Here is a 19,148-nt window from a genome sequence, read left to right as displayed (position 1 = left end):
AGGGTCGCCGATGATGGGGTGGTCGTTGTCTGGTGGGAGACTTAACCACAGAGACGCGGCGACACAAAGATTTCCTGCGGCCGGACGCACGGCTCCATCGCCGCACAGGGCCGCCGCATCCGGAAAAGGGTCCGCCGGGCTGGATCGACCGCAAGGTGCGACGTTTTGGCCGACGAAAGCACGGCACAGGCTTGCCGCCGCTTTTCTTACCACTTTTGAGCGGGCACACTGCACCCGGAGATCAGCGGATCGAGGGTTCCGCAAGAGCGACACGGGGGAGACGGGCTTGATGCAGCGCGTTAGCAAAGCGGCCAGGGCATGGATGCCCGCGCTGGTGGCGGTTTCCGGGGCGGCGATGGTGTCGGGCTGCGCGCTCGATCCGGCCGGGCTGGCGATCGGAGCGATGAACGCGGCGAGCATGCGGTCGGAGGCGTCGCTGGTGGCCGATATGGTCCCCTCCTACCGGGGCACGGGCTGCCAAGCCCTGGCGTCGCTCCAGAAAGGCTACATTGACCAACTGCCCACGGTGGACCCGGTGTACCGCGAGGCTGTGGTGGTCAACATCAAGGCGGTGCGTCAGGTCATGGCGGAACAGAGTTGCGCGGAGGGTGGCGGCACGGTGGCGGGTGCGGGCTCCGCACCGGCGACGACCGTCACCACCGGCCCCAATGGCATCAGCGGAGCGGTGGCCGGCACGGTCGCTCCCGCCGCGGCACCGGCGAGCGAACCGCAGGGGGCGATGGGAGCGGCTGTGGGTCCGTTGACACCCCATCTGACGCAGGCCTTGGGGCTGGAGTCGCCGCGCGGCCTGGTGGTGACGGCGCTGGTCCCGGGCAAGGCGGCCGAGCTGTCGGGCATCCGCGGTGGCGACGTGATCCTGGAGGTGCGCGGCGTCGCGGTGGATGATGTGATGCAGATGCGCCGCGTTCTGGGCGTGGTGCCCAGCGGGCAGAGCGTGCTGGTCAAGCTGTGGCGCGCCCGCGAGCCGCGCGAGCTGATCGTCGGCCCGATCATCAGCACGACCCCGGCCCTGCCGCCGGGTGCCGTGTACGCCGATGCGCCGGTCCTGCCGGCCGCGCCGGTGCGCGAACGCTTCTGCGTGGCCCAGATGACCGGTTCGGGCCTGTTCTCGAGCAGCGTGCACTCGCCGCTGTTCACGGTGCGCAACGACGGCAGCGAGGCGGAAAGCACCAAGCTGACGACGGCCTTTTGGGAGGCGGCGCGGAAGGCTCAACCCGGATACTGGCTGGCGCCGCCCCCGCGGCCGACCTGCACCCGGGATTCGAAGATCTGCACCTCGGCCAGCGCCGACTCCGACGTGCTGATGATGCTGTGCGAGACGGACCGCGAGAAGGGCGTGGAGATCTACGAGGCGCTGCGGCGGGACAGGCCGCGGACCGAACTGCCCTGGTCGCCGCCGGAGTCGTGAGGCGAAGCCGGCGGGGTCACCGCCCCGACAGCCGGTCCGCGATGTCGTGCATCCCCTGCTCGCGCAGGATCGCCTGACGGTGGCGGATGAGGCGGCGGGCCAGCGCCTTCTCCACCTCGGCGCCGCCGAGCAGGCGCCCCTGCGGATCGCGCAGGTGGGTGGCGAGGTGGTCGGCCAGCAGCGCCTCCTTCCTCGGGTCGCGGCGGTCGAGCGGCTGGGTGCCGTTCAGCGAGTGCTGGATGCGCTCCAGCAGGACGGCGCGGCAGCACGGCGCGCGCCCCTGGACGATCAGCGCCCCGATATGGGCGAGCAGCGGGCTGACCGGCTCGCTCTTCGGCTGCGGGTCGCGGCCCAGGATCAGGTCGGCCAGCGCGCACAGACCCAGGGCGAGGTTCGGCTGCGCACCGAGAAGCTCCTTCACCAGCTCGGCGGAGCCCAGCGCGTCGGCCATCACCCCGTCGAGCAGGGCGAGATGGCGCGGCTCCACCTCCGGCCCGATCAGGTCGAGCAGCATCTCCAGCTTGCCGGCCAGCGAATTGCGGTCGGCCAGATGGACGGTGAGCTGGCTGAGGAAGGCGAAATCGTGCCCCTCCTCCCCCACCGCCATGACCAGGGCGCGGCTGGAGCGGGACAGGTCGGCGGGGTCGAAGGCCGGCAGGGCCTTGCGCTCCGCCTGGAAGTCCCGGACACGCGCCATCACCGCGTCGGCGAAGCCCCGCAGCTCGCGCGCCCGCGCCGGCACCGCGACGCCATGGCGGTCCGCGTGGTGGCGGGCCACCGCCTGGATCGCCGCGCCCAGCAGCAGGCCCTGCTCGTCGAGCTTGCGCAGGTAGGTCCAGGAATGGAGAAGCTCGGTCGGGGTGATGCGGAACTTGTCGAGGAAGGCGCGCAGCAGCCGGCCGGTGACCACCCGAGCCTCGAAACCGTAGAGATCGCCGGGGGCCGTGCAGTAGGGCGCGCCCTCCGCCGTGCCGCCCAGCGTCATCGGCTTGTCCTTCACCACCGGAACGGCCTTCTGGAAGATCACCGTCTCCAGCGACAGCCCGGCCAGCGAGCGGAACTTGATGGCCTTGACCTCCTCAACCCCGCTGACCGCCAGCCAACTGCGGGCGGAGGCCAAGGCCCGGCGCTCGTCGTCGTAGGTCCCTTCGATGGTCCAGCGCCCCTCGCGGCGGATCTGGACCTCGAACGCGGTGCTGCTCTTGCCGAACACTGGGCGGGTTCCGTGGCTGTTGGGGCGGCTGTGGGCACGATGTCTGTGCACAACCAGTAGCCGAACCCGGACGCCCGACCTGTGACGATCGTCACCGCGGCGGAGCGCTGCGGCAATCGGTCACCCTGCCTTCAGCGCCCCCTTGATCCTCAGCCCGCCTTCTCCGCCGGCACCACGAAGCTGTCCATCACCTTCTTGCTGCCGGCTTGGTCGAAGTCGATCTCCAGCTTGTCCTGGTCGACCGCCGTGACGGTGCCGTAGCCGAATTTCTGGTGGAACACCCGCGCGCCCTTCGGGAAGGGCGCGTTCGGGCGGGCGCGCGGAGCGACCTGATAGGACCCGCTGTCGAGCGTGATGGTGCGCGGCGACGGGGGCTGCTGCCGACCCGCCGCCTGCTGGCCGGCGCGGAAGGCGGCGTAGCTCGACGAATCACGGAAGCTCCCGCCCCCACCGAAACCGCCCCCACCGAAACCGCCCCCAGCATTGCCGCCCGGATAAAGGCCGCTCGCCGCCTCCGCCTCGACGTCGCCGCCGGGAATCTCCTCGACGAAGCGGGAGGGGATGGCGCTGACCCAGCTGCCGTAGAGGCGCCGGTTGGCGGCGTGGCTGATGTAGGCCCGCTTGCGCGCCCGGGTCAGCCCGACATAGGCGAGGCGGCGCTCCTCCTCCAGCCCGGCGATGCCGGTCTCGTCCAGCGCGCGCTGGTTGGGGAACACCCCCTCCTCCCAGCCGGGCAGGAAGACCATGTCGAACTCCAGCCCCTTGGCGCCGTGCAGGGTCATCACCGTGACCTGATCGACGCCCGCGGCCTCGGCGTTCTCCATGACCAGGGCGACATGCTCCAGGAAGCCGGGCAGGTTCTCGAACTCCGCCATGGCGGTGATGAGTTCCTTCAGGTTCTCCAGCCGGCCCGGCGCCTCGGGCGTCTTGTCCTCCTGCCACATGCGGGTGTAGCCCGACTCGTCCAGGATCATCCGGGCCAGTTCGGTGTGCGGCATGGTCGCCGACAGGGTGCGCCAGCGGAAGAAGTCCTGCAGCAGGTTGCGCATCACGCCGCGCACCTTGGGCTTCAGCTCGTCCGTCTCGGTCAGCGCCCAGCCGGCCTCGGTCAGCGGCATCCCGCGCGAGCGCGCCGCCTGATAGAGGCATTGCAGGGCCGCCGGCCCGACGCCGCGCTTGGGCACGTTGACGATGCGCTCGAAGGCCAGATCGTCGTCGGGCGAGTTGACGACGCGCAGATAGGCCATCGCGTCGCGAATCTCCTGCCGCTCGTAGAAGCGCGGGCCGCCGATCACCCGGTAGGGCAGGCCCAGCGTGATGAAGCGCTCTTCGAACTCGCGGGTCTGGAAGCCGGCGCGGACCAGCACGGCGATCTGGGCGAGCGAGACGCCCTGGCGCTGCAGCGCCTCGATCTCGTCGCCGACCCAGCGGGCCTCCTCTTCGCCGTCCCAGACGCCGCGCACGCGCACCGGCTCGCCGCCGTCCGCCTGGGTCCACAGCGTCTTGCCCAGCCGCCCCTTGTTGTTGGCGATCAGGCCGGAGGCCGCGGACAGGATGTGCCCGGTGGAGCGGTAGTTCTGCTCCAGCTTGATGACGGTGGCACCCGGGAAGTCCGCCTCGAAGCGCAGGATGTTGCCGATCTCGGCGCCGCGCCAGGCGTAGATCGACTGGTCCTCGTCGCCGACGCAGCAGATGTTCTTGTGGGCCTGCGAGAGGATGCGCAGCCATAGATACTGGGCGACGTTGGTGTCCTGATACTCATCGACCAGGATGTACTTGAACTTGCGGTGGTATTCCGCCAGCACGTCGGGGTGCTTCTGGAACAGCGTGATGTTGTGCAGCAGCAGATCGCCGAAGTCGCAGGCGTTCAGCGTGCGCAGCCGCTCCTGGTAGGCGCGGTAGAGCGCCACCACGCGCCCGCCGGCCACGTCGCCGCCGTCGCCCTCGTTCAGTCGGTCCGGGGTCAGCCCGCGGTCCTTCCAGCGCTCGATCACGCCCAGCACCTGCCGCGCCGGCCACTTCTTGGAATCGACGTTCGCCGCCTCCAGAAGCTGCTTGATCAGGCGGATCTGGTCGTCGGTGTCGAGGATGGTGAAGTTGGACTTCAACCCCACCAGCTCGGCGTGGCGGCGCAGGATGCGCGCGGCCAGGGCGTGAAAGGTGCCCAGCCACCAGCCCTCCGGCTCGATCCCCACCAGATGGGCGACGCGCTCGCGCATCTCGCGGGCGGCCTTGTTGGTGAAGGTCACCGCCAGGATCTGGAAGGCGGCGGCGCGGCGCGTCATCAGCAGATGGGCCAGCCGGGTGGTGAGAACGCGAGTCTTGCCGGTGCCGGCGCCGGCCAGCACCAGAACCGGACCGTCCATGGCCTCGACCGCCTCGCGCTGCACGGGGTTCAGCCCGTCCAGATAGGCGAAACGCTGCGCCGGAGCGGGGGCCGGGGCGCCCGCGTGGCTGAGGGGATCATGGCCCAGCGGATCGTCGTAGGCGTAGGGATCGGACATGCGGCACCGGAGTTCCTGGGCGGGCTCCCCCGCGGTCGGGAGACGCCCTTCATCGAAAGAGGACACCGTATATAGCACGCCCCCCGGCGCATCGAACCCCTTCCCTCGACGGAACGGCCGGGGGGCTCCGCCGATCGGCATGGGACTAGGCCCATGGACCGAGACAGAGGCGACCCGCCCTATGTCCGACACCATAGCGCCTGTCTTATCACAATCGCCCGAAGTCACATCGGCCATAGGAGCCCAAGAATCACCCGCAGTCACAGACAAATCACAGGCTTGACCGAATTCAGGACCGATTGATTATTCCACCTGGAACATTCATGAACGGTTCCTTGGACGGTTTGTCTTATTTCGGCTTAGGGCATATGCCCATTGCGAGACATAATTTTTCCTTTGGGGAAATTTTCTGTTCCGCAAATCCGAGGTAATGTCCAATCAGATCGTGGCACCCCGGAACCAAACGGACAGCCGCGGAGAGCAGCCCTCCCCCCGGACCGGATGTCCACGGAGGCGCCAGACGAACGACCGAATTGAAACAAACAGAGGGCGGGTAGGAACAATGGACCCCGTGAACGTTTTCCTGATCGACGCGAACAAGCTCTTCCGCGAAGGCATGAAGCGTCTGTTCGAGAACACGCCCTTCAAGGTGATGGGCGAGGCCGGCACCCTGCGCGAGGGCGTCCCCGCGGTCGAGGCGGCGGGCACCCAGCCCGACCTGGTCCTCATCGACCTCATCAACGGCGGCGAGGACGAGGCCGACCAGCTCCGCGCCCTGCGCGATGGCCACCCCGGCATCCGCGTCGTCATCCTGACCACCGACCTGTGCACCCGCCGCCTGTCGGGCGCGCTCGGCGCCGGCGCCCACGGCTACCTGATGAAGGACATCGCCTGCGAAGCGCTGATGCAGTCGCTGAAGCTGGTGATGATGGGCGAGAAAGTGTTCCCCACCCACCTCGCCGAGTTGCTGATCAACGGCCGCAGCGAAGAGCTGGCGACCGAGGTCCCGGCGCGCCGCAAGGGCCTGTCCCAGCGCGAGATCCAGATCCTGCGCTGCCTGCTGAACGGCAACTCCAACAAGATGATCGCCAACCACCTCCACATCACGGAGGCCACGGTGAAGGTCCATCTGAAGAGCCTGCTGCGCAAGATCAACGCCTCCAACCGCACCCAGGCGGCCATCTGGGCGCTCAACAACGGCATCGGCGATCAGGCGGCGGAAGCCGCCGGGGTCAGCGCCGGCGCGGTCTGACGCCTTCCTGCGGTTCTGCTTCCCGGCACCCGAAACGCCGGCCGCGCCATCCCGCGGCCGGCGTTCCGGCGTTCGGGGCACCCGTTTTGGGTGCGACGGCATGCCATAGGTGGTGCGCCATAGGACCAAAGGCCCTCTTCCGCCTCGAAATGATGATGGCTATTTCGGCAATACGCTCCGAATTTGTTTGGATCGCAGCCCCGACACGATGAGCACCATGGAAGCCAGCGCGGAAAAGCCGACCCTGAACGTTCTGCTTGCCGACGATCACCTGCTGTTCCGGGACGGGCTGCGGCGTCTGCTCGCCCAGTCGGATGACAGCATGGTGTTCCACGAGGCCGGGACGTTCGACGACGTCCGCCGCCTGTGCGACGGCGCCATCGCCTTCGACCTGATCCTCCTGGATCTGGGGATGCCGGGATGGAATGGCTTTTCCCTGCTCGGCGACATCCACCAACGGCTTCCCAAGGCCTTGCTGGTCGTGGTGTCGGGGTCGGAGAAGCGGTCGGACCTGCTGGCCGCGCTGGAGAACGGCGCCGCCGGCTTCATCCCGAAGTCGAGCAGCGCCAAGGTGCTGATGGGTGCCTTGCAGCTGGTGCTGGCCGGCGGCGTCTATCTGCCGGAACAGGCGATCCGCGGCGACCGGATGGCCGAAAGCACCCCGCACGCCGGCAACGGCGCGGCGGACCCCGACGCCCTCGGCACCCTGGCCGACGGGGCGGGCGACCAGCTGACGCCGCGCCAGCGCGACGTGCTGAACCGCCTGCGCGACGGCAAGTCCAACAAGCAGATCGCGCACGAGCTGGGCCTGACCGAAGGCACGGTGAAGGTGCATGTGACGGCGATCCTGCGCCAGCTCGGCGTGCGCAACCGCACCCAGGCGGCGATCACCGCAAACGGTTTCTGACCGGACGCCCTTTCCGGGCCTGCTCCGTTCAGGCCCCTCCCCGCTCCACCGAGGCGACCAGCGCGGCCAGCGCGCCGCGGATGGCCGCCTCGTGCTTGGCGGGCAGAACCTGCTGGCCGGGGACGGTGACCACGGTCAGGGTGCGGCAGCCGGTCAGGCGCTGCTCCAGAAAGGACGCGCCCGGAAGGCCGTCCGGCACATCCTTTCCCTGAACCAGCGTGACCGGCACGCGGACCGCGTCGAGTGCCGGCGCCATGGCGCGAAGCTCCGCCGCGCTGTCGCGGGCGACCGGGGGCAGGATGCGGGCGGCGATCCGGCGCAGCACGCCGGGCCGGGCCGTCTCTTCGGCCATCGGGTCGATCAACAGAAGACCGCCGACCAGCTCCGGGAAATCCACGACGGCGCGCAAGGCCACCGGCACGCCGCTGCCGCAGCCGATCAGCAGCGGCTTGCGCGAACGGCGAAGCGTCAGAAGCGGACGCAGCGCCGCCGCCGGCACGCCGGGATCGCCGCGCAGGAGGGAGGCGCTGTTGACCGGCGCCGGATCGGGCCGCGGCACCGCCACCCATTCCTGCCCCGCCGGCACCGCGCGCAGCAACCGGGTCCAGGCCCGGGACTCGCTCGACGCCGCGTGGACCAGGATGATCCGCCGTCCGGCGGGATCGCCGGCGACGAGGCAGCCCGACCCCACCTCCCGCGATGCGCCGCAGCGTGCGGTCGGCGCCTCGCCGGGCGACGACGGCACGATGCCGAACGCGGCTCCCGCGGGCCGCCCGGCGCTGCTGTGTATGGTCAAGGCTCCGCTCCCCGATTCCCGAACATGGTGCGGAGATCGTCTCCGCCGATTGCCAGGGAGCGTAATGGAGGGTTCGCGGCCTTGTCCCGTACCATAAAAAGGCCCGAAATGGCGCGAACGGTGGCCACAAATCCCGAAAATCGCAGGTTTTTACCCCAATTGTTGTGCAGTCCCGCCAACATCGGCGGAATCCGCACAAGAATTGGGACTATCGAGGCCTTGGAAGGTTCCGCGGGCCCGGAAGGTCAGTGGATGGTGTTGCCGTCGGGGAGCGCCTCGACCGGACGGTCGTCGCGCGGTTCGGACGGACGGTGCAGTTCGCGCATCAGATCCCGCCAGTCCGGCGACCCGCCGAGCTGCTGGATCAACTGCGTGGAGAAGGCGAAGACGGCCATCTCCAGCGGCCCGTTGTCCTCGGCGTGGGCGTTGACGGTCAGGCAGGATTCGGCGGCGCTGACGAAGATGGCCGACGCGATGGCCACCCCCGGCCCCGGCTCGGGCAGAGGCACCGGCGCCGGGGCGGACCCGGTGGTGCGCAGGGCCGACAGGTTCTCCACCAGCAGGCGCGTGCGGATGGCGGTGTCGATCGCCGCCCCCATGGTGTAGCCGGCCTCCGACTCCGCGGCGGAGCGCAGCAGGCGCAACCCCGCGATCACCCCGTGGGCGACGTCGGCCGTGCCGGCGCGCTTGAGAGCCGCGGCGATGGCGGTGCCAAGGATGGCGGTGACCACCGGTGCCATGCTCTCGGCGTCGTCGCCCATGACGGCGGCGTCGGTGGTGTCTTCGTGGTTCTGGACCTCGTTCATGCGGCCTCCGATCCGGTGATACCCTGGATGGCGTGCGGCGCGGACCCCGGTTCCCTGCGGAACCGCTTTTTGCTCAAAGGTCCCTCTTTCGATCTGTGGCCTTTCCGGAGGGCATTCAAGCCACCGGAAGCCGGGAGGGGGTGAATCTTTCGATGCGCCACTTTCGCCGACCCCTCCTCTGGGCGAAGCCACCCACCATCCCCACATGTGCGGGCAAAAGGAGAAACACCCGATGCCCTTCCTCAGCCTTCTTCTCAACATCCTGTGGGTGGTGACCGGCGGCATCTGGATGGCCGCCGGATGGCTCTTCGCGGCCATTCTGATGGTCATCACCATCGTCGGCATCCCGTGGGCGCGGTCGGCCTTCACGATCGCTTGGTACACCCTGTTGCCCTTTGGACAAACCGCGGTCCGCCGGGATGAGTTCCGTGGCCGCGAGGACATCGGCACCGGCCTGCTCGGCACGCTGGGCAACATCCTGTGGTTCGTGCTGGCCGGCTGGTGGCTGGCGCTCGGCCATCTGGTGGCCGCGGTCGGCCTCGCCATCACCATCATCGGCTTGCCCTTCGCCTGGGCGCATCTGAAGCTCGCCCTGCTGGCCCTGTGGCCGGTCGGCACCGAGATCGTGACGGTGGACGAGGCGGAGTCCCGCCGCCGTCTGCTCGGCCGCGGGGCCTACTGAGCCGCGCGGCCTACGGAGCGGACGGCTCCCGCTCGGCCATCCGCTTCAACATGACCGAGGCCCGCCAGAAGCCGAGTTCCGCTCCATCCACGAAATGGACGTGCCGGTCGGCGGCGAGGTCGCCGACCAGGCAGGTCATGGAGGCCGCCGTCGCCCGCGCCGTTCCGTAGCGGATGCGCCCGGCCGCCGCGTGAGCGGCCAGCATGGCCTCGATGGCGCCGGCCTCCTCCTCCGTGACGTCGAGGACGAGGCGCGGCCCGCCGGCCGATTTGCGGAAGTCCGACCGTTCGGCCATGCCGCGGCGGTAGCGGTCCGGATCGAAGCCGGCCAGCCGCCAGCCGCCCCCCAGCATCACGGCGAGCAGGGCCGATTTCCCGAGCGCCGACAGGGCGCAGGCCAGACGCCGCCCGCGCGGGCGGGTGCGCGCCTCCAGCCACAGCGACCGCCAGGAGGGCGGCCAGCGCACCGCCAGCCGCTCGCCCATGCCGAGCGGCGCCGCCGTAGCGGTCGGCACGATCCGCTCGATGTCGGCCTGGACGCGGGACAGCACCGACAGGCCCGGCCCGCCGCCGGGCAGCGGGTCGACGATCACGCACAGGATCACCCCGCGCGCGCTGTTCACCGGGCTCCAGCGGCAGGACACGCCCTCCAGCCCGGTCAGCGGGCCGGGCTGCGGCTCCAGCCGCCAGCGCGGGTCGGCCTTCACCCAGGCGTCCGCCGCGGCGACCCCGCGCCCGAGGAACAGGCCGAAGGCGTCGCCGTTGCCGAAATCCTGCAGGGCGACCAGCACCTCCAACCCCTCGTCGAGAAGCGCCCGCACCGGCACGAGACCGACGCGCAGCGGCACGTCCATCTCGGTCGCCGCCCAATGGGCCAGCGCCGCCAGCGCCTGCTCCGCCGCCGCCCGGCGGCCCGGCGGAACCGCGGCGATGGCGCCGTCGCCGCCGAACTGGCAGGCGGGGGCCTGATCCGGTTCGCGCACCGCCTCGGACAGCACGGCGACCACCGCGGCGGCCACGAAATTCACGTCGCGGTGCCGCCCCTCCGCCGCCAGGCGGGTGCTCGCCACCACGTCGGCGACGGCGAGCGCCCAGTCGCCGTCCAGCGCCGCGTAATGGGCGGGATCGGCGGCTTCGATGGTGAAATCGTGGATGGACGGCAGAAACATCGCCTTCCTCGCGCCAGGAGGTTCCGGGGACGGACCTCCCCAGTCTACGCCCCGGCCCGCGCCCTGTGAATCACCCCCGTGAATCGTTCCCCGAACCCATCCGCAATGGACCCATCCCGGATTGTCGGTCCACCCCGTCCGCTCCATCGTTCCGCCGTCCAATCCGGGGAGGAACGCCATGGGATTCGCAAGCGACTGGAAATCCGCCAAGACGACGTTTGAGACGGCCACCGGCAAGAAGAAGCCGAGCGCCAAGTTCATGGGCGTCTTCCACAAGTCCGGGCTGGAGGACGTGACCAAGGCGCTCGACACCGCGCTGGGCAAGAGCGACGCCAAGGCGCTGGAGAAGGCGCTGCTCGACTATGTGAAGAGCGCCACCGCCTACCAGACGACCCTGGAGAAGTCGGCCAAGGCCGAGGGCGTCGCGACCATCGCGGCGGAACTGAAGAAGCTCGGGCAGGCTCTGGACGACATCGGGCGCCGCGCCGGCGTGGCCGTCAACGAGCGCATCGCCGAAATGCGCGAGGACGCCGAGGCCGGGAAGGCCAAGGAGGTCGAGGAGCAGGGCAAGGCCGCCCGCGCCATCGCCGACAAGACCGCGGTGCAGATCGACGGGCTGCTGAAGACCGCCAACGCCGACGTCAAGCTGCTCGATCAGGCCGCCGCCAACGCCGACCTCGCGCTGCGCAACGTGCTGGAGGCGCAGGGGGCGGGCAACGCCAAGGAGGCGAAGGCCCAGGCCGCCGCGGTCCAGACCGCCGCCAAGGCGGTGGACACCCAGGCCAAGAAGATCGCCGCCACCGCCACGCAGGCCGCCAAGCTGTTCTCCCAGGGCAAGGCCGCCGTCGCCAAGATGAAGCTCGACCCCAAGCAGCATGGCGGGCGCGACCCGGCCCAGGGGGCTTTCGACCGGGCCGACGGCATCGTCATGAAGCTGGACCAGATGAAGGATGAGGCGGCCGAGGCTGCCGTCGAGGCCGCCGGCATCGTCAAGGAGGCCGCCCAGGCGCTGAAGGGCGCCCTCGACCTGCGCGCCACCTATCTGGCGAGCTGCCGCAAGCTGGCCAAGCGGGCGCAGGACGCCGACTCCCTCTACGACACCGTCGCCCGCGACGTCGGCGGGCAGGCCGACCGCGCGCAGCAGGAGCAGATGGTCGCCGCCGAAGCGACGGAGGACGACAAGAGGGCCGCGTCGATCAAGACGGCGACCTTCTACATCACCCAGGTGCGCCAGCAGGCCGCCCAGGCGAAGAAGGAGATCCTCGCCGCCGCCAACGAGATCACCGGCACCCGCAAGTCCTTCCCGGCCATGGTCTCCGACAAGGACCCCGACTTCGGCCCGCTGCTCGCCGGGGCGAAGGTGTCCCTGGACGGGCTGAAGGAATCGCACGCCGCCCTGACCAAGGCCGAGACCAAGATCGACAAGGTCGAGACCGCCCTGAAGAAGCTGGGGTAATAGGGCCGCGCCAGGCCTTCCCCGCCACCCGGAGGGCGGGGGAGGCCTGGCGCGCCGTCACATCATGACTTCGGTCAGGCTGTCCATCACTTCCCGCTCATGCTCGATCAGTGTCAGCTCCTCGCCCAGGAAGTCGCGCATGGACACCACGCCGATGACGCGGCCGTCACGGACGACCGGCAGATGCCGCAGGCCATGGTCGACCATCCGGCGCAACGCCTCGCCCACCGTGATGTCGTGGGGTGCGGTGACCGGGCACGGGGTCATCACCTCCGACAGTGGGGTCTGATCCGGGTCCAGCCCATCGGCCACCACGCGGTCGGTCAGGTCGCGCTCGGTGAAGATGCCTTCGATCTGCTCGTTGATGGAGGCGGTGACCACGACGGACGCCACATGGGCGGCCTTCATCTGCCGCGCGGCGTCCCGCACCGTCGCGCCCGCCGGAAGGCTGACCACGCGGCGGCGATTCATAAGATCTCCGATGTTGCGATGCATCATGGCTTTCCTCCTCCAAGTGCGGATGTTTTGGAAGACCACGGCGGCTGTTTTCGTTGGTCGGACCGCCGCGCCCGCGCCTCGTCGTCGGCTCCCGCCTCCTTTCGCTGTTCATTTGCGGATGCGAAGAGAATACCGCATCTGCGAAATGCCGAAACGGGCGAATTCTGTCCACTGACCTTTTTATCAAGTGTTGAAAAAGGTAATCACTTTCCCGTCCCTTGACGAGCAAAGCCACCGCAAAGCAACGTCATGGTTGCCATGACGGCGCAACATGCGACAAAACCACTCACCATTGGCTGGCGGCGGTGGTTGTGGCATGGAAAATCAGACCATTTTCGCTGGCGGATCAAGCTTAACCATTATTAAAGGAAATAGGTCCGAAACTCCGGACAATTGCAGTTCTGTCACGATGTTGTCTGGAAGGGGCCTGGGCCGCCATGTCGTGGTTGTCGAAATTGAGCGGACGAGGCAAATCCACCGCCGCTTCCACGGCGTCCGCCAAGGAACGCCCTACCGATCCTCCAACCATCCGGATCGACAGCCACGAATATGTGCCGGAGGAGTTCGTCCTCGGGTCTTTCCGCATCCGCCCTTATGACGGCGACCTGATCGCCAAGCAGCAGTTCGACTTCCGCATCCTCTTCCGGCTTGGCGAGGAACATTCGGATTTCGCCTGCCGGGGCGTCGTCGTGAAGATGGACGAGCAGGCCGGCCTCGTCGCCCGTTTCCACCAACCGCCGCCGGCCCACACGCGCAAGTTGATCGAGTACCTGAAACTCTGGAAAGGTCTGTAAAAAAACGGACCGTTCCCCCCGCAGAAGGAAGGCCCGCCGTTGCGACGGCGGGCCTTCTTCATTCAGCCGTCATGCGACGGCACCGGACGGACCGCCGATCAGGCGGTCTCCAGCGCCTTGCGGCTGTGCAGGGCGATCATCTGTTCCTCGTCGGTCGGGATGACGTAGACGGGGATGCGGCTGGTCGGGGCGGAGATCAGCGGGCCGTTGGCCTCGTTGGCCGCCGGGTCGAGGACCACGCCGAGCCAGGCCAGCTTGTCGCCCACCCGCGCCCGCACCGGGGCGGAACGCTCGCCGATGCCGGCCGTGAAGACCAGCGCGTCGATGCCGCCCATGGAGGCGGCGAGCGCGCCCGTCTCCTTGGCGATGCGGAAGCAGAACAGCTCCACCGCCTCCTCGGCGTGCGGGTCCTCGCTGTCCAGCAGGGCGCGCATGTCGTTGGACAGGCCCGACACGCCGAGCAGACCCGACTTGTTGTAGAGCAGCTTCTCGATGGCGTCGGCGCCCATGCCCTTCTGGCGCATCAGGTAGATCAGCACGCCGGGGTCGATGTTGCCGCAGCGGGTGCCCATGGGCAGCCCGTCCAGCGCCGTGAAGCCCATGGTGCTGTCCACGCTGCGCCCGGCGTGGATGGCGCACATGCTGGCGCCGCTGCCGAGATGGGCGACCACCACCCGGCCATCGGCCAGTTCCGGAGCCAGCTCCGGCAGGCGGCGGGCGATGTACTCGTAGGACAGGCCGTGGAAGCCGTAGCGGCGCACGCCCTCGTCGGTCAGCTCCCGCGGGATGGCGAACATCTGGGCCTGCCAGGGCTGGCCGCGGTGGAAGGCGGTGTCGAAGCAGGCGACCTGCGGCAGCTCGGGATGGGCCTCGGCCAGCGCGCGGATGGCGGCGAGGTTGTGCGGCTGGTGCAGCGGCGCCAGTGGGATGAAGCCCTCCAGCTCCTCCATCACCGCCGGGGTCAGCAGCACCGGGGCGGCGTGGCGGGTGCCGCCGTGCACGACGCGGTGGCCGGCGGCCAGCAGCTTCGCCCCGTCCAGCCGCCCCTCGATCCATTCCAGCAGGAAGGCCAGAAGGGCGGTGCGGTCGGACGGCTCGCCCGCCGTCCAGACCCGCTCGGCCAGCGGAGTCTTGGCGGCGTCCTTGGCCTCGAACTTCGGCTCGGTGCCGATGCCGGAGATCTGGCCGTTGATCGTGACCCGCAGCCCCCCCGCCCCACTTTCCCGGAAGACCGAGAATTTCAGGCTGGAGGAACCGGCGTTGATGACCAGGATGGCGTTGCCGCCACCCGCGTTCTGGCTGGTCATGACGGTCGCCCCTCTCACTCGGCCGCGGCGGCGGCGCCACGGCGGCGGGCGGCGGCGGCCAGGACGGCCACGGCGCAGGACGCCAGACGGGTGCGCACGTTGTCGGCGCGGCTGGTCAGGATGATCGGCACCCGGGCGCCGAGCACGATGCCGGCGGCGTCGGAGTTCGCCAGGAAGGAGAGCTGCTTGGCCAGCATGTTGCCGGCCTCCAGGTCGGGAACCAGCAGGATGTCGGCCTGGCCGGCGACCTCGGAGACGATGCCCTTGGTGCGGGCGGCCTCCAGACTGATGGCGTTGTCGAAGGCCAGCGGGCCGTCGAGGATGCCGCCCTTGATCTGGCCGCGGTCGGCCATCTTGCACAGCGCCGCCGCCTCCAGCGTCGAGGCGATCTTCGGGTTCACCGTCTCGACCGCCGACAGGATGGCGACGCGCGGCGTCTCGACGCCCAGGACCTTGGCGAGGTCGATGGCGTTCTGGACGATGTCGACCTTGTCTTCCAGCGTCGGGTAGATGTTGATCGCCGCGTCGGTGATGAGAAGCGTGCGCGGGTAGGTCGGCACGTTCATCACGAAGACGTGGCTGAGGCGCCGGCCGGTGCGCAGGCCGGTCTCCTTGCGGACGACCTCGGCCATCAGCTCGTCGGTGTGCAGGCTGCCCTTCATCACCGCCTCGCACTCGCCGGAGCGGGCCAGCCGGACGCCGGTCTCGGCCGAGGCGTGGGAATGCGCCACGTCGACGATGCGGTAGCGGCTGATGTCCAGCCCATGGGCCTCGGCGACCGACTTGATCTTGGAGGCCGGGCCGATCAGCACCGGGTCGATCAGGTTGGCCTCGGCGGCCTCGACCGCGCCCTTCAGCGAGCTTTCGTCGCAGGGATGGACGACGGCGGTCGGCACCGGGGGCAGCGTCTCCGTCTTGCCCAGCAGCTCGTCATGGCCGTCGTGGCGGATGACCTGGACCTGCGGCAGCTCGTGCGCGGCGCGGCGGACCTTGCGGGTCGGCGCGATCACCTCGGCGAGGCCGGAGACGACCTCCTTGCCGTCCTGGTTGCGCGCCACGCAATCGAAGACGACGATGTTCTTCTCGCCGTGCTTCTCCTTGGCGGTGACCGTCACGGTGATGACGTCGCCCAAGCCCACCGGGCGCTTGAAGCGCAGGTCCTGGCCCATGTAGATCGTTCCCGGCCCCGGCAGCAGCGTGCCGAGCACGGCGGAGATCAGCGAGCCCGACCACATGCCGTGGCCGATCACCTTGTGGAACTGGCTGTCCGCGGCATACTCCTCGTCGAGGTGCGCCGGGTTGATGTCACCGGACACCGTGGCGAACAGCTCGATGTCGGACATGGTCAGACGCCGCGACAGGCTCGCCTGCTGGCCGATCTGGATTTCCTCGAAGGTGACGTTCTCGATCATGGCTGAGCCGTTCTTGCCGAAGTCGGGGGTGGCGGGCGCGGTAACACGGTCCATTGGAGAAGCTCCTCAATCGGATAGCGGCTCGGAAACGCATGATCCCCGGGCCGAATCCTCCCGGCCTGCGGATCGCCCTGTCGTCCGCGGCCTTTTTGTTGGGCCCCTGGATCGGCCGGCCCGGCAAGGGCCGACCGGCAAGGGCCGGTTCGGGGTGCCCTGAATAGCGTGGCACCGTGAAAGAGATGTGACAGGGTGGCGCATTTCGCGGTTCCGTTGCGGTGCAACAATGTCGCACCCCCCGGTCGCCGCCGGTTCCGCCGGCCCCGCCGCACCCCGCGCCGCCCGTCGTTGCCGGCTGGCGGAAGTCTCGTTCCGTCACGGTCTTACGACGGCCCAAGGTCTCACCCCATGACCTATGTCAAGCGGTTGGACGACGGATTCCGGTTACTTCCCAGCACGACAAACCGCTCGCGCAGCATTGTATCACTGAGCGGGCGCAGCATGGCAAGACCTTGCGCGCGGAGGGGCAGGATTGACGGTTCGTTGGGGTTTTCGTGAAAAGGTGACGAAAATATCAGCCCATCCCTGCCGATTTCGCAGCGCACACACCCATCGCGCGCATGGTGGCGCCAGGCGGGCTCAGGCGCTCGCCACCGAGGTGGACGGTTCCTCGGGCAACGGGTGATGGCGGTCGCCGACCATCAGGACGGCGATGGAGAAGACCGTGCCTTTGCCGACGCGCGACCGGACATCGACCTGATGGCCGAGGATGTTCGCGGTGCGCCGGACGATCGAAAGCCCCAGCCCCAGCCCGCGCCCGCTGTCCCGTTGGTCGGTGCCGCAGCGGTAGAAATCGTCGAAGATCAGCTTGAGCTGGTCGGTGGGAATGCCCGGCCCGGTGTCCCACACCTCGACCACCGCCTGCCCGTCGCGGCGCCGGCAGCCGAGAAGGATCGTCCCGGTTCCGGCGTAGCGCAGCGCGTTGACCAGCAGGTTGCGCACCATGCGCTCCAGCAGCACCGGATCGCTGAGCACATAGGCGGAGGTCGGGACCATCCGCAGCACCATCCCCTTGCTCGCCGCCTGCTCGGCGAACTCCCTGTTCAGCCGGTCGGCGATGTCCTGGAAGGGGAAGACGGTGGGGCGCGGCTTGACGTTGCCGGCCTCCAGCGCGGAGGTGTCGAGCAGCGTGTTGAGCAGCGTGTTGCCGGCGGCGATCGCCTCGCCCAGCTTGTCCGCCACCTCCCGCTGCTTGGCGTCGGACAGGCGGGCGGACAGGATGTGGTGGAACAGGCTCATCGCCTGGAAGGGCTGGCGCAGGTCGTGGCTGGCGGCGGCCAGGAAGCGCGATTTGGCGCGGTTGGCCCGCTCCGCCTCGGCGTGGGCTTCGGCCAGCGCCTCGCGGATGCGCACGCCGTCGGAAATGTCGATGGCGGCGCAGATCACGCCCGACACCGCCCCGGCCTCGTCCCGCAGCGGTTCGACGATCAGGTCGAAGACCTGCTCCGGGCCGGGCGCCATCCCGATGCGGACCTCCTGCCGGGCGCCGGTGCCGCTCTCCAGCACGCCCCGCTTGACCGCGTCCAGCCGGGCCGCGTCGTCCGGCGCGTGGAGTCCGGCGTTGGTCCGCCCGATGAAGTTTTCCGCCGCCCGGCCGGTCTGCGGGTTGTACATCCACATGTAGCGCAGGTTGCGGTCCAGGCTGAAGACGGCGACGCGCGAGTGGCGCAGCGCCATCCGGAAGCGCTCCTCGCTCTCGCGCAGCGCGCGGGCCATGGCGGCGCGGGCGCGGGCCTCGGTCACCAGGAAACGCTTGGCCTGCGCCTCGCGCCGGGTGTAGCCGGCCAGGGCGCCGGTCAGCAGAAGCCCCATCACCAGGACGATCCAGGCCGGATAATCGGCCGGCGTCAGCCGCGGCTCGGGCGGAATCGCCAGGGCCAGGGTCCAGCGCCGCCCGCCGATCGCCAGATCGCGCTCGACCACCGTCTCGCCCTCTTTGCGGATCTCGCCGAAGGGCACGCCCTCCCGGCTCGCCGACAGGGCGTCGAGGTCGCGGGACGCCAGGACCCGCCCGCCGTCCCCGGCCGGCCCGTCGAGCAAATGCACGGCGCCGTGCAGACCGTTCACGCGGTTGCCCGCCTCCTCCAGCAGGCGGGCGATGCCGAAGACCGAGGAGACGTAGCCGGCGACCTCCGCGCAGCGGTCGGCGCCGTCCATCTCGTCCACGGGATAGCGGTAGACGGGAAGATACAGGCCGATGCTGCGCCCGGTCTCTCCCTGCTGGCGCGGCGGCAGGGCCTCCGTCGCCGTCAGTTCGCCCGACGCGCAGGCCCGCGCCAGCACCTCCGCCCGGTTGGGCAGCGACAGGATGTTGACCCCCTGCGTGAAGGCCCCGCCGCGCTCCGGCTCCACCAGCGTGTTGACGAACAGATCCCCCTGGGACGAGCCCGGGGCCGCCGCCGGGGTCTCCCCCCCGTCGTCCCCATCCTGAACGACGAAGTCCTTCCGTCCGGCGGCCCTCATGTCCGCCTCCAGCGCCGGAACCTCGGCCGGCGGAACCCGCCGCACCCAGGTGACCGACCACAGGCCGGGATAGAGGGGCATCATCGGCCGGACCGCCGCCGCGAAGGCGTCGCGGGTGGCCGGGCGGGCGTCCGAGAAGGCCGAGCGCAGCGTGCGCAGAAGCAGCGCGTGGCTGCCGATCCGCTCCGTCAGGGCGTCGTGGAATTGGGTGAACTGCCGCTCGTGCTGCGCGCGCTCCGCCTCGCGGTTCGCCGCGCGCATCTGGAAAAAGGCGCCCAGAGTCAGCGTCAGGCCCGCGGCGACCAGCACCGGGACCGCAAACGAGACCCGTCTCCTTTTGTCCAACAGCGGCATGCCACCCGTTCCCAACGGCTATCACCGAAATCGTCGGATCGTTCGACTAT

The 19,148-nt window shown here is 69.5% G+C and carries 15 protein-coding genes; 6 read left to right on the top strand and 9 right to left on the bottom strand.

Annotation, left to right across the window (positions count from 1 at the left end; genetic code table 11):
• Window positions 1–289 precede the first annotated feature (289 nt).
• The gene (locus tag FBZ83_RS05955) at window positions 290–1,429 is read left to right on the top strand and encodes a PDZ domain-containing protein (protein WP_186465986.1); all 1,140 of its coding nucleotides are present in this window, start codon (window positions 290–292) and stop codon (window positions 1,427–1,429) included.
• Between the two features lie 16 nt (window positions 1,430–1,445).
• Here the strand turns inward: FBZ83_RS05955 and FBZ83_RS05950 are convergent, their stop codons facing one another.
• Both FBZ83_RS05950 and FBZ83_RS05945 read right to left on the bottom strand, forming a co-directional pair.
• The gene (locus FBZ83_RS05950) at window positions 1,446–2,642 is read right to left on the bottom strand and encodes a hypothetical protein (RefSeq protein WP_145681496.1); all 1,197 of its coding nucleotides are present in this window, start codon (window positions 2,640–2,642) and stop codon (window positions 1,446–1,448) included.
• A 149-nt stretch (window positions 2,643–2,791) separates the two neighbouring features.
• On the bottom strand, window positions 2,792–5,146 hold the full coding sequence (locus FBZ83_RS05945; protein ID WP_145681495.1) for an ATP-dependent helicase: 2,355 nt from the start codon (window positions 5,144–5,146) through the stop codon (window positions 2,792–2,794).
• 562 nt (window positions 5,147–5,708) lie between these two features.
• Between FBZ83_RS05945 and FBZ83_RS05940 the strand changes: the two genes are divergently transcribed.
• The gene (locus FBZ83_RS05940; protein ID WP_145681494.1) at window positions 5,709–6,398 is read left to right on the top strand and encodes a LuxR C-terminal-related transcriptional regulator; all 690 of its coding nucleotides are present in this window, start codon (window positions 5,709–5,711) and stop codon (window positions 6,396–6,398) included.
• A gap of 244 nt (window positions 6,399–6,642) precedes the next feature.
• On the top strand, window positions 6,643–7,305 hold the full coding sequence (locus tag FBZ83_RS05935; RefSeq protein ID WP_145681681.1) for a response regulator transcription factor: 663 nt from the start codon (window positions 6,643–6,645) through the stop codon (window positions 7,303–7,305).
• 28 nt (window positions 7,306–7,333) lie between these two features.
• Here the strand turns inward: FBZ83_RS05935 and FBZ83_RS05930 are convergent, their stop codons facing one another.
• Together FBZ83_RS05930 and FBZ83_RS05925 are read right to left on the bottom strand one after the other, a co-directional pair.
• On the bottom strand, window positions 7,334–8,101 hold the full coding sequence (locus FBZ83_RS05930; protein ID WP_145681493.1) for an alpha/beta fold hydrolase: 768 nt from the start codon (window positions 8,099–8,101) through the stop codon (window positions 7,334–7,336).
• Between the two features lie 245 nt (window positions 8,102–8,346).
• Complete coding sequence (locus FBZ83_RS05925; protein ID WP_145681492.1) at window positions 8,347–8,907, bottom strand: hypothetical protein; 561 nt, start codon at window positions 8,905–8,907, stop codon at window positions 8,347–8,349.
• Window positions 8,908–9,139: 232 nt separating this feature from the next.
• Here FBZ83_RS05925 and FBZ83_RS05920 point away from each other — a divergent pair, with 232 nt between their 5' ends.
• Window positions 9,140–9,589 (top strand): YccF domain-containing protein, encoded by a 450-nt coding sequence (locus FBZ83_RS05920; protein ID WP_035675480.1) that lies wholly within the window; start codon window positions 9,140–9,142, stop codon window positions 9,587–9,589.
• Between the two features lie 10 nt (window positions 9,590–9,599).
• On the opposite strand, the gene FBZ83_RS05915 is transcribed toward FBZ83_RS05920, so the two are convergent.
• Window positions 9,600–10,757: a DUF3095 family protein gene (locus FBZ83_RS05915; protein WP_145681491.1), complete on the bottom strand. Its 1,158-nt coding sequence runs from the start codon at window positions 10,755–10,757 to the stop codon at window positions 9,600–9,602.
• Window positions 10,758–10,935: 178 nt separating this feature from the next.
• Between FBZ83_RS05915 and FBZ83_RS31355 the strand changes: the two genes are divergently transcribed.
• On the top strand, window positions 10,936–12,213 hold the full coding sequence (locus tag FBZ83_RS31355; RefSeq protein WP_186465985.1) for a hypothetical protein: 1,278 nt from the start codon (window positions 10,936–10,938) through the stop codon (window positions 12,211–12,213).
• A 57-nt stretch (window positions 12,214–12,270) separates the two neighbouring features.
• Here FBZ83_RS31355 and FBZ83_RS05905 read toward each other — a convergent pair whose 3' ends face one another.
• Window positions 12,271–12,684: a CBS domain-containing protein gene (locus FBZ83_RS05905; RefSeq protein ID WP_247883089.1), complete on the bottom strand. Its 414-nt coding sequence runs from the start codon at window positions 12,682–12,684 to the stop codon at window positions 12,271–12,273.
• 464 nt (window positions 12,685–13,148) lie between these two features.
• Here FBZ83_RS05905 and FBZ83_RS05900 point away from each other — a divergent pair, with 464 nt between their 5' ends.
• On the top strand, window positions 13,149–13,505 hold the full coding sequence (locus FBZ83_RS05900) for a hypothetical protein (protein WP_145681490.1): 357 nt from the start codon (window positions 13,149–13,151) through the stop codon (window positions 13,503–13,505).
• A gap of 98 nt (window positions 13,506–13,603) precedes the next feature.
• Here the strand turns inward: FBZ83_RS05900 and FBZ83_RS05895 are convergent, their stop codons facing one another.
• From FBZ83_RS05895 to FBZ83_RS05885, 3 genes are all read right to left on the bottom strand, one after another.
• Entirely contained in the window at window positions 13,604–14,812 is a 1,209-nt protein-coding gene (locus tag FBZ83_RS05895; RefSeq protein ID WP_145681489.1) for an acetate/propionate family kinase, read from the bottom strand.
• Between the two features lie 14 nt (window positions 14,813–14,826).
• Window positions 14,827–16,278 (bottom strand): bifunctional enoyl-CoA hydratase/phosphate acetyltransferase, encoded by a 1,452-nt coding sequence (locus FBZ83_RS05890; protein ID WP_374191459.1) that lies wholly within the window; start codon window positions 16,276–16,278, stop codon window positions 14,827–14,829.
• A 582-nt stretch (window positions 16,279–16,860) separates the two neighbouring features.
• Window positions 16,861–19,098, bottom strand: a complete 2,238-nt coding sequence (locus FBZ83_RS05885) for a sensor histidine kinase (RefSeq protein WP_145681488.1) — start codon at window positions 19,096–19,098, stop codon at window positions 16,861–16,863.
• Between the last annotated feature and the right edge of the window lie 50 nt (window positions 19,099–19,148).

It is taken from the genome of Azospirillum brasilense, assembly GCF_007827815.1.
In the GTDB taxonomy this organism is placed as follows: domain Bacteria; phylum Pseudomonadota; class Alphaproteobacteria; order Azospirillales; family Azospirillaceae; genus Azospirillum; species Azospirillum brasilense_C.
Note: the sequence above shows the minus strand (reverse complement) of the source record. Positions and strands in the feature narration are given on the sequence as shown.

Excerpts from the sequence above, each read along its gene's own strand:
- FBZ83_RS05955 (WP_186465986.1), top strand. The coding sequence starts at position 290 with ATGCAGCGCGTTAGCAAAGCGGCCAGGGCATGGATGCCCGCGCTGGTG.
- FBZ83_RS05945 (WP_145681495.1), bottom strand. The coding sequence starts at position 5,146 with ATGTCCGATCCCTACGCCTACGACGATCCGCTGGGCCATGATCCCCTC.
- FBZ83_RS05940 (WP_145681494.1), top strand. The coding sequence starts at position 5,709 with ATGGACCCCGTGAACGTTTTCCTGATCGACGCGAACAAGCTCTTCCGC.
- FBZ83_RS05925 (WP_145681492.1), bottom strand. The coding sequence starts at position 8,907 with ATGAACGAGGTCCAGAACCACGAAGACACCACCGACGCCGCCGTCATG.
- FBZ83_RS05920 (WP_035675480.1), top strand. The coding sequence starts at position 9,140 with ATGCCCTTCCTCAGCCTTCTTCTCAACATCCTGTGGGTGGTGACCGGC.
- FBZ83_RS05915 (WP_145681491.1), bottom strand. The coding sequence starts at position 10,757 with ATGTTTCTGCCGTCCATCCACGATTTCACCATCGAAGCCGCCGATCCC.
- FBZ83_RS31355 (WP_186465985.1), top strand. The coding sequence starts at position 10,936 with ATGGGATTCGCAAGCGACTGGAAATCCGCCAAGACGACGTTTGAGACG.
- FBZ83_RS05905 (WP_247883089.1), bottom strand. The coding sequence starts at position 12,684 with ATGAATCGCCGCCGCGTGGTCAGCCTTCCGGCGGGCGCGACGGTGCGG.
- FBZ83_RS05900 (WP_145681490.1), top strand. The coding sequence starts at position 13,149 with ATGTCGTGGTTGTCGAAATTGAGCGGACGAGGCAAATCCACCGCCGCT.
- FBZ83_RS05895 (WP_145681489.1), bottom strand. The coding sequence starts at position 14,812 with ATGACCAGCCAGAACGCGGGTGGCGGCAACGCCATCCTGGTCATCAAC.
- FBZ83_RS05890 (WP_374191459.1), bottom strand. The coding sequence starts at position 16,278 with ATGGACCGTGTTACCGCGCCCGCCACCCCCGACTTCGGCAAGAACGGC.
- FBZ83_RS05885 (WP_145681488.1), bottom strand. The coding sequence starts at position 19,098 with ATGCCGCTGTTGGACAAAAGGAGACGGGTCTCGTTTGCGGTCCCGGTG.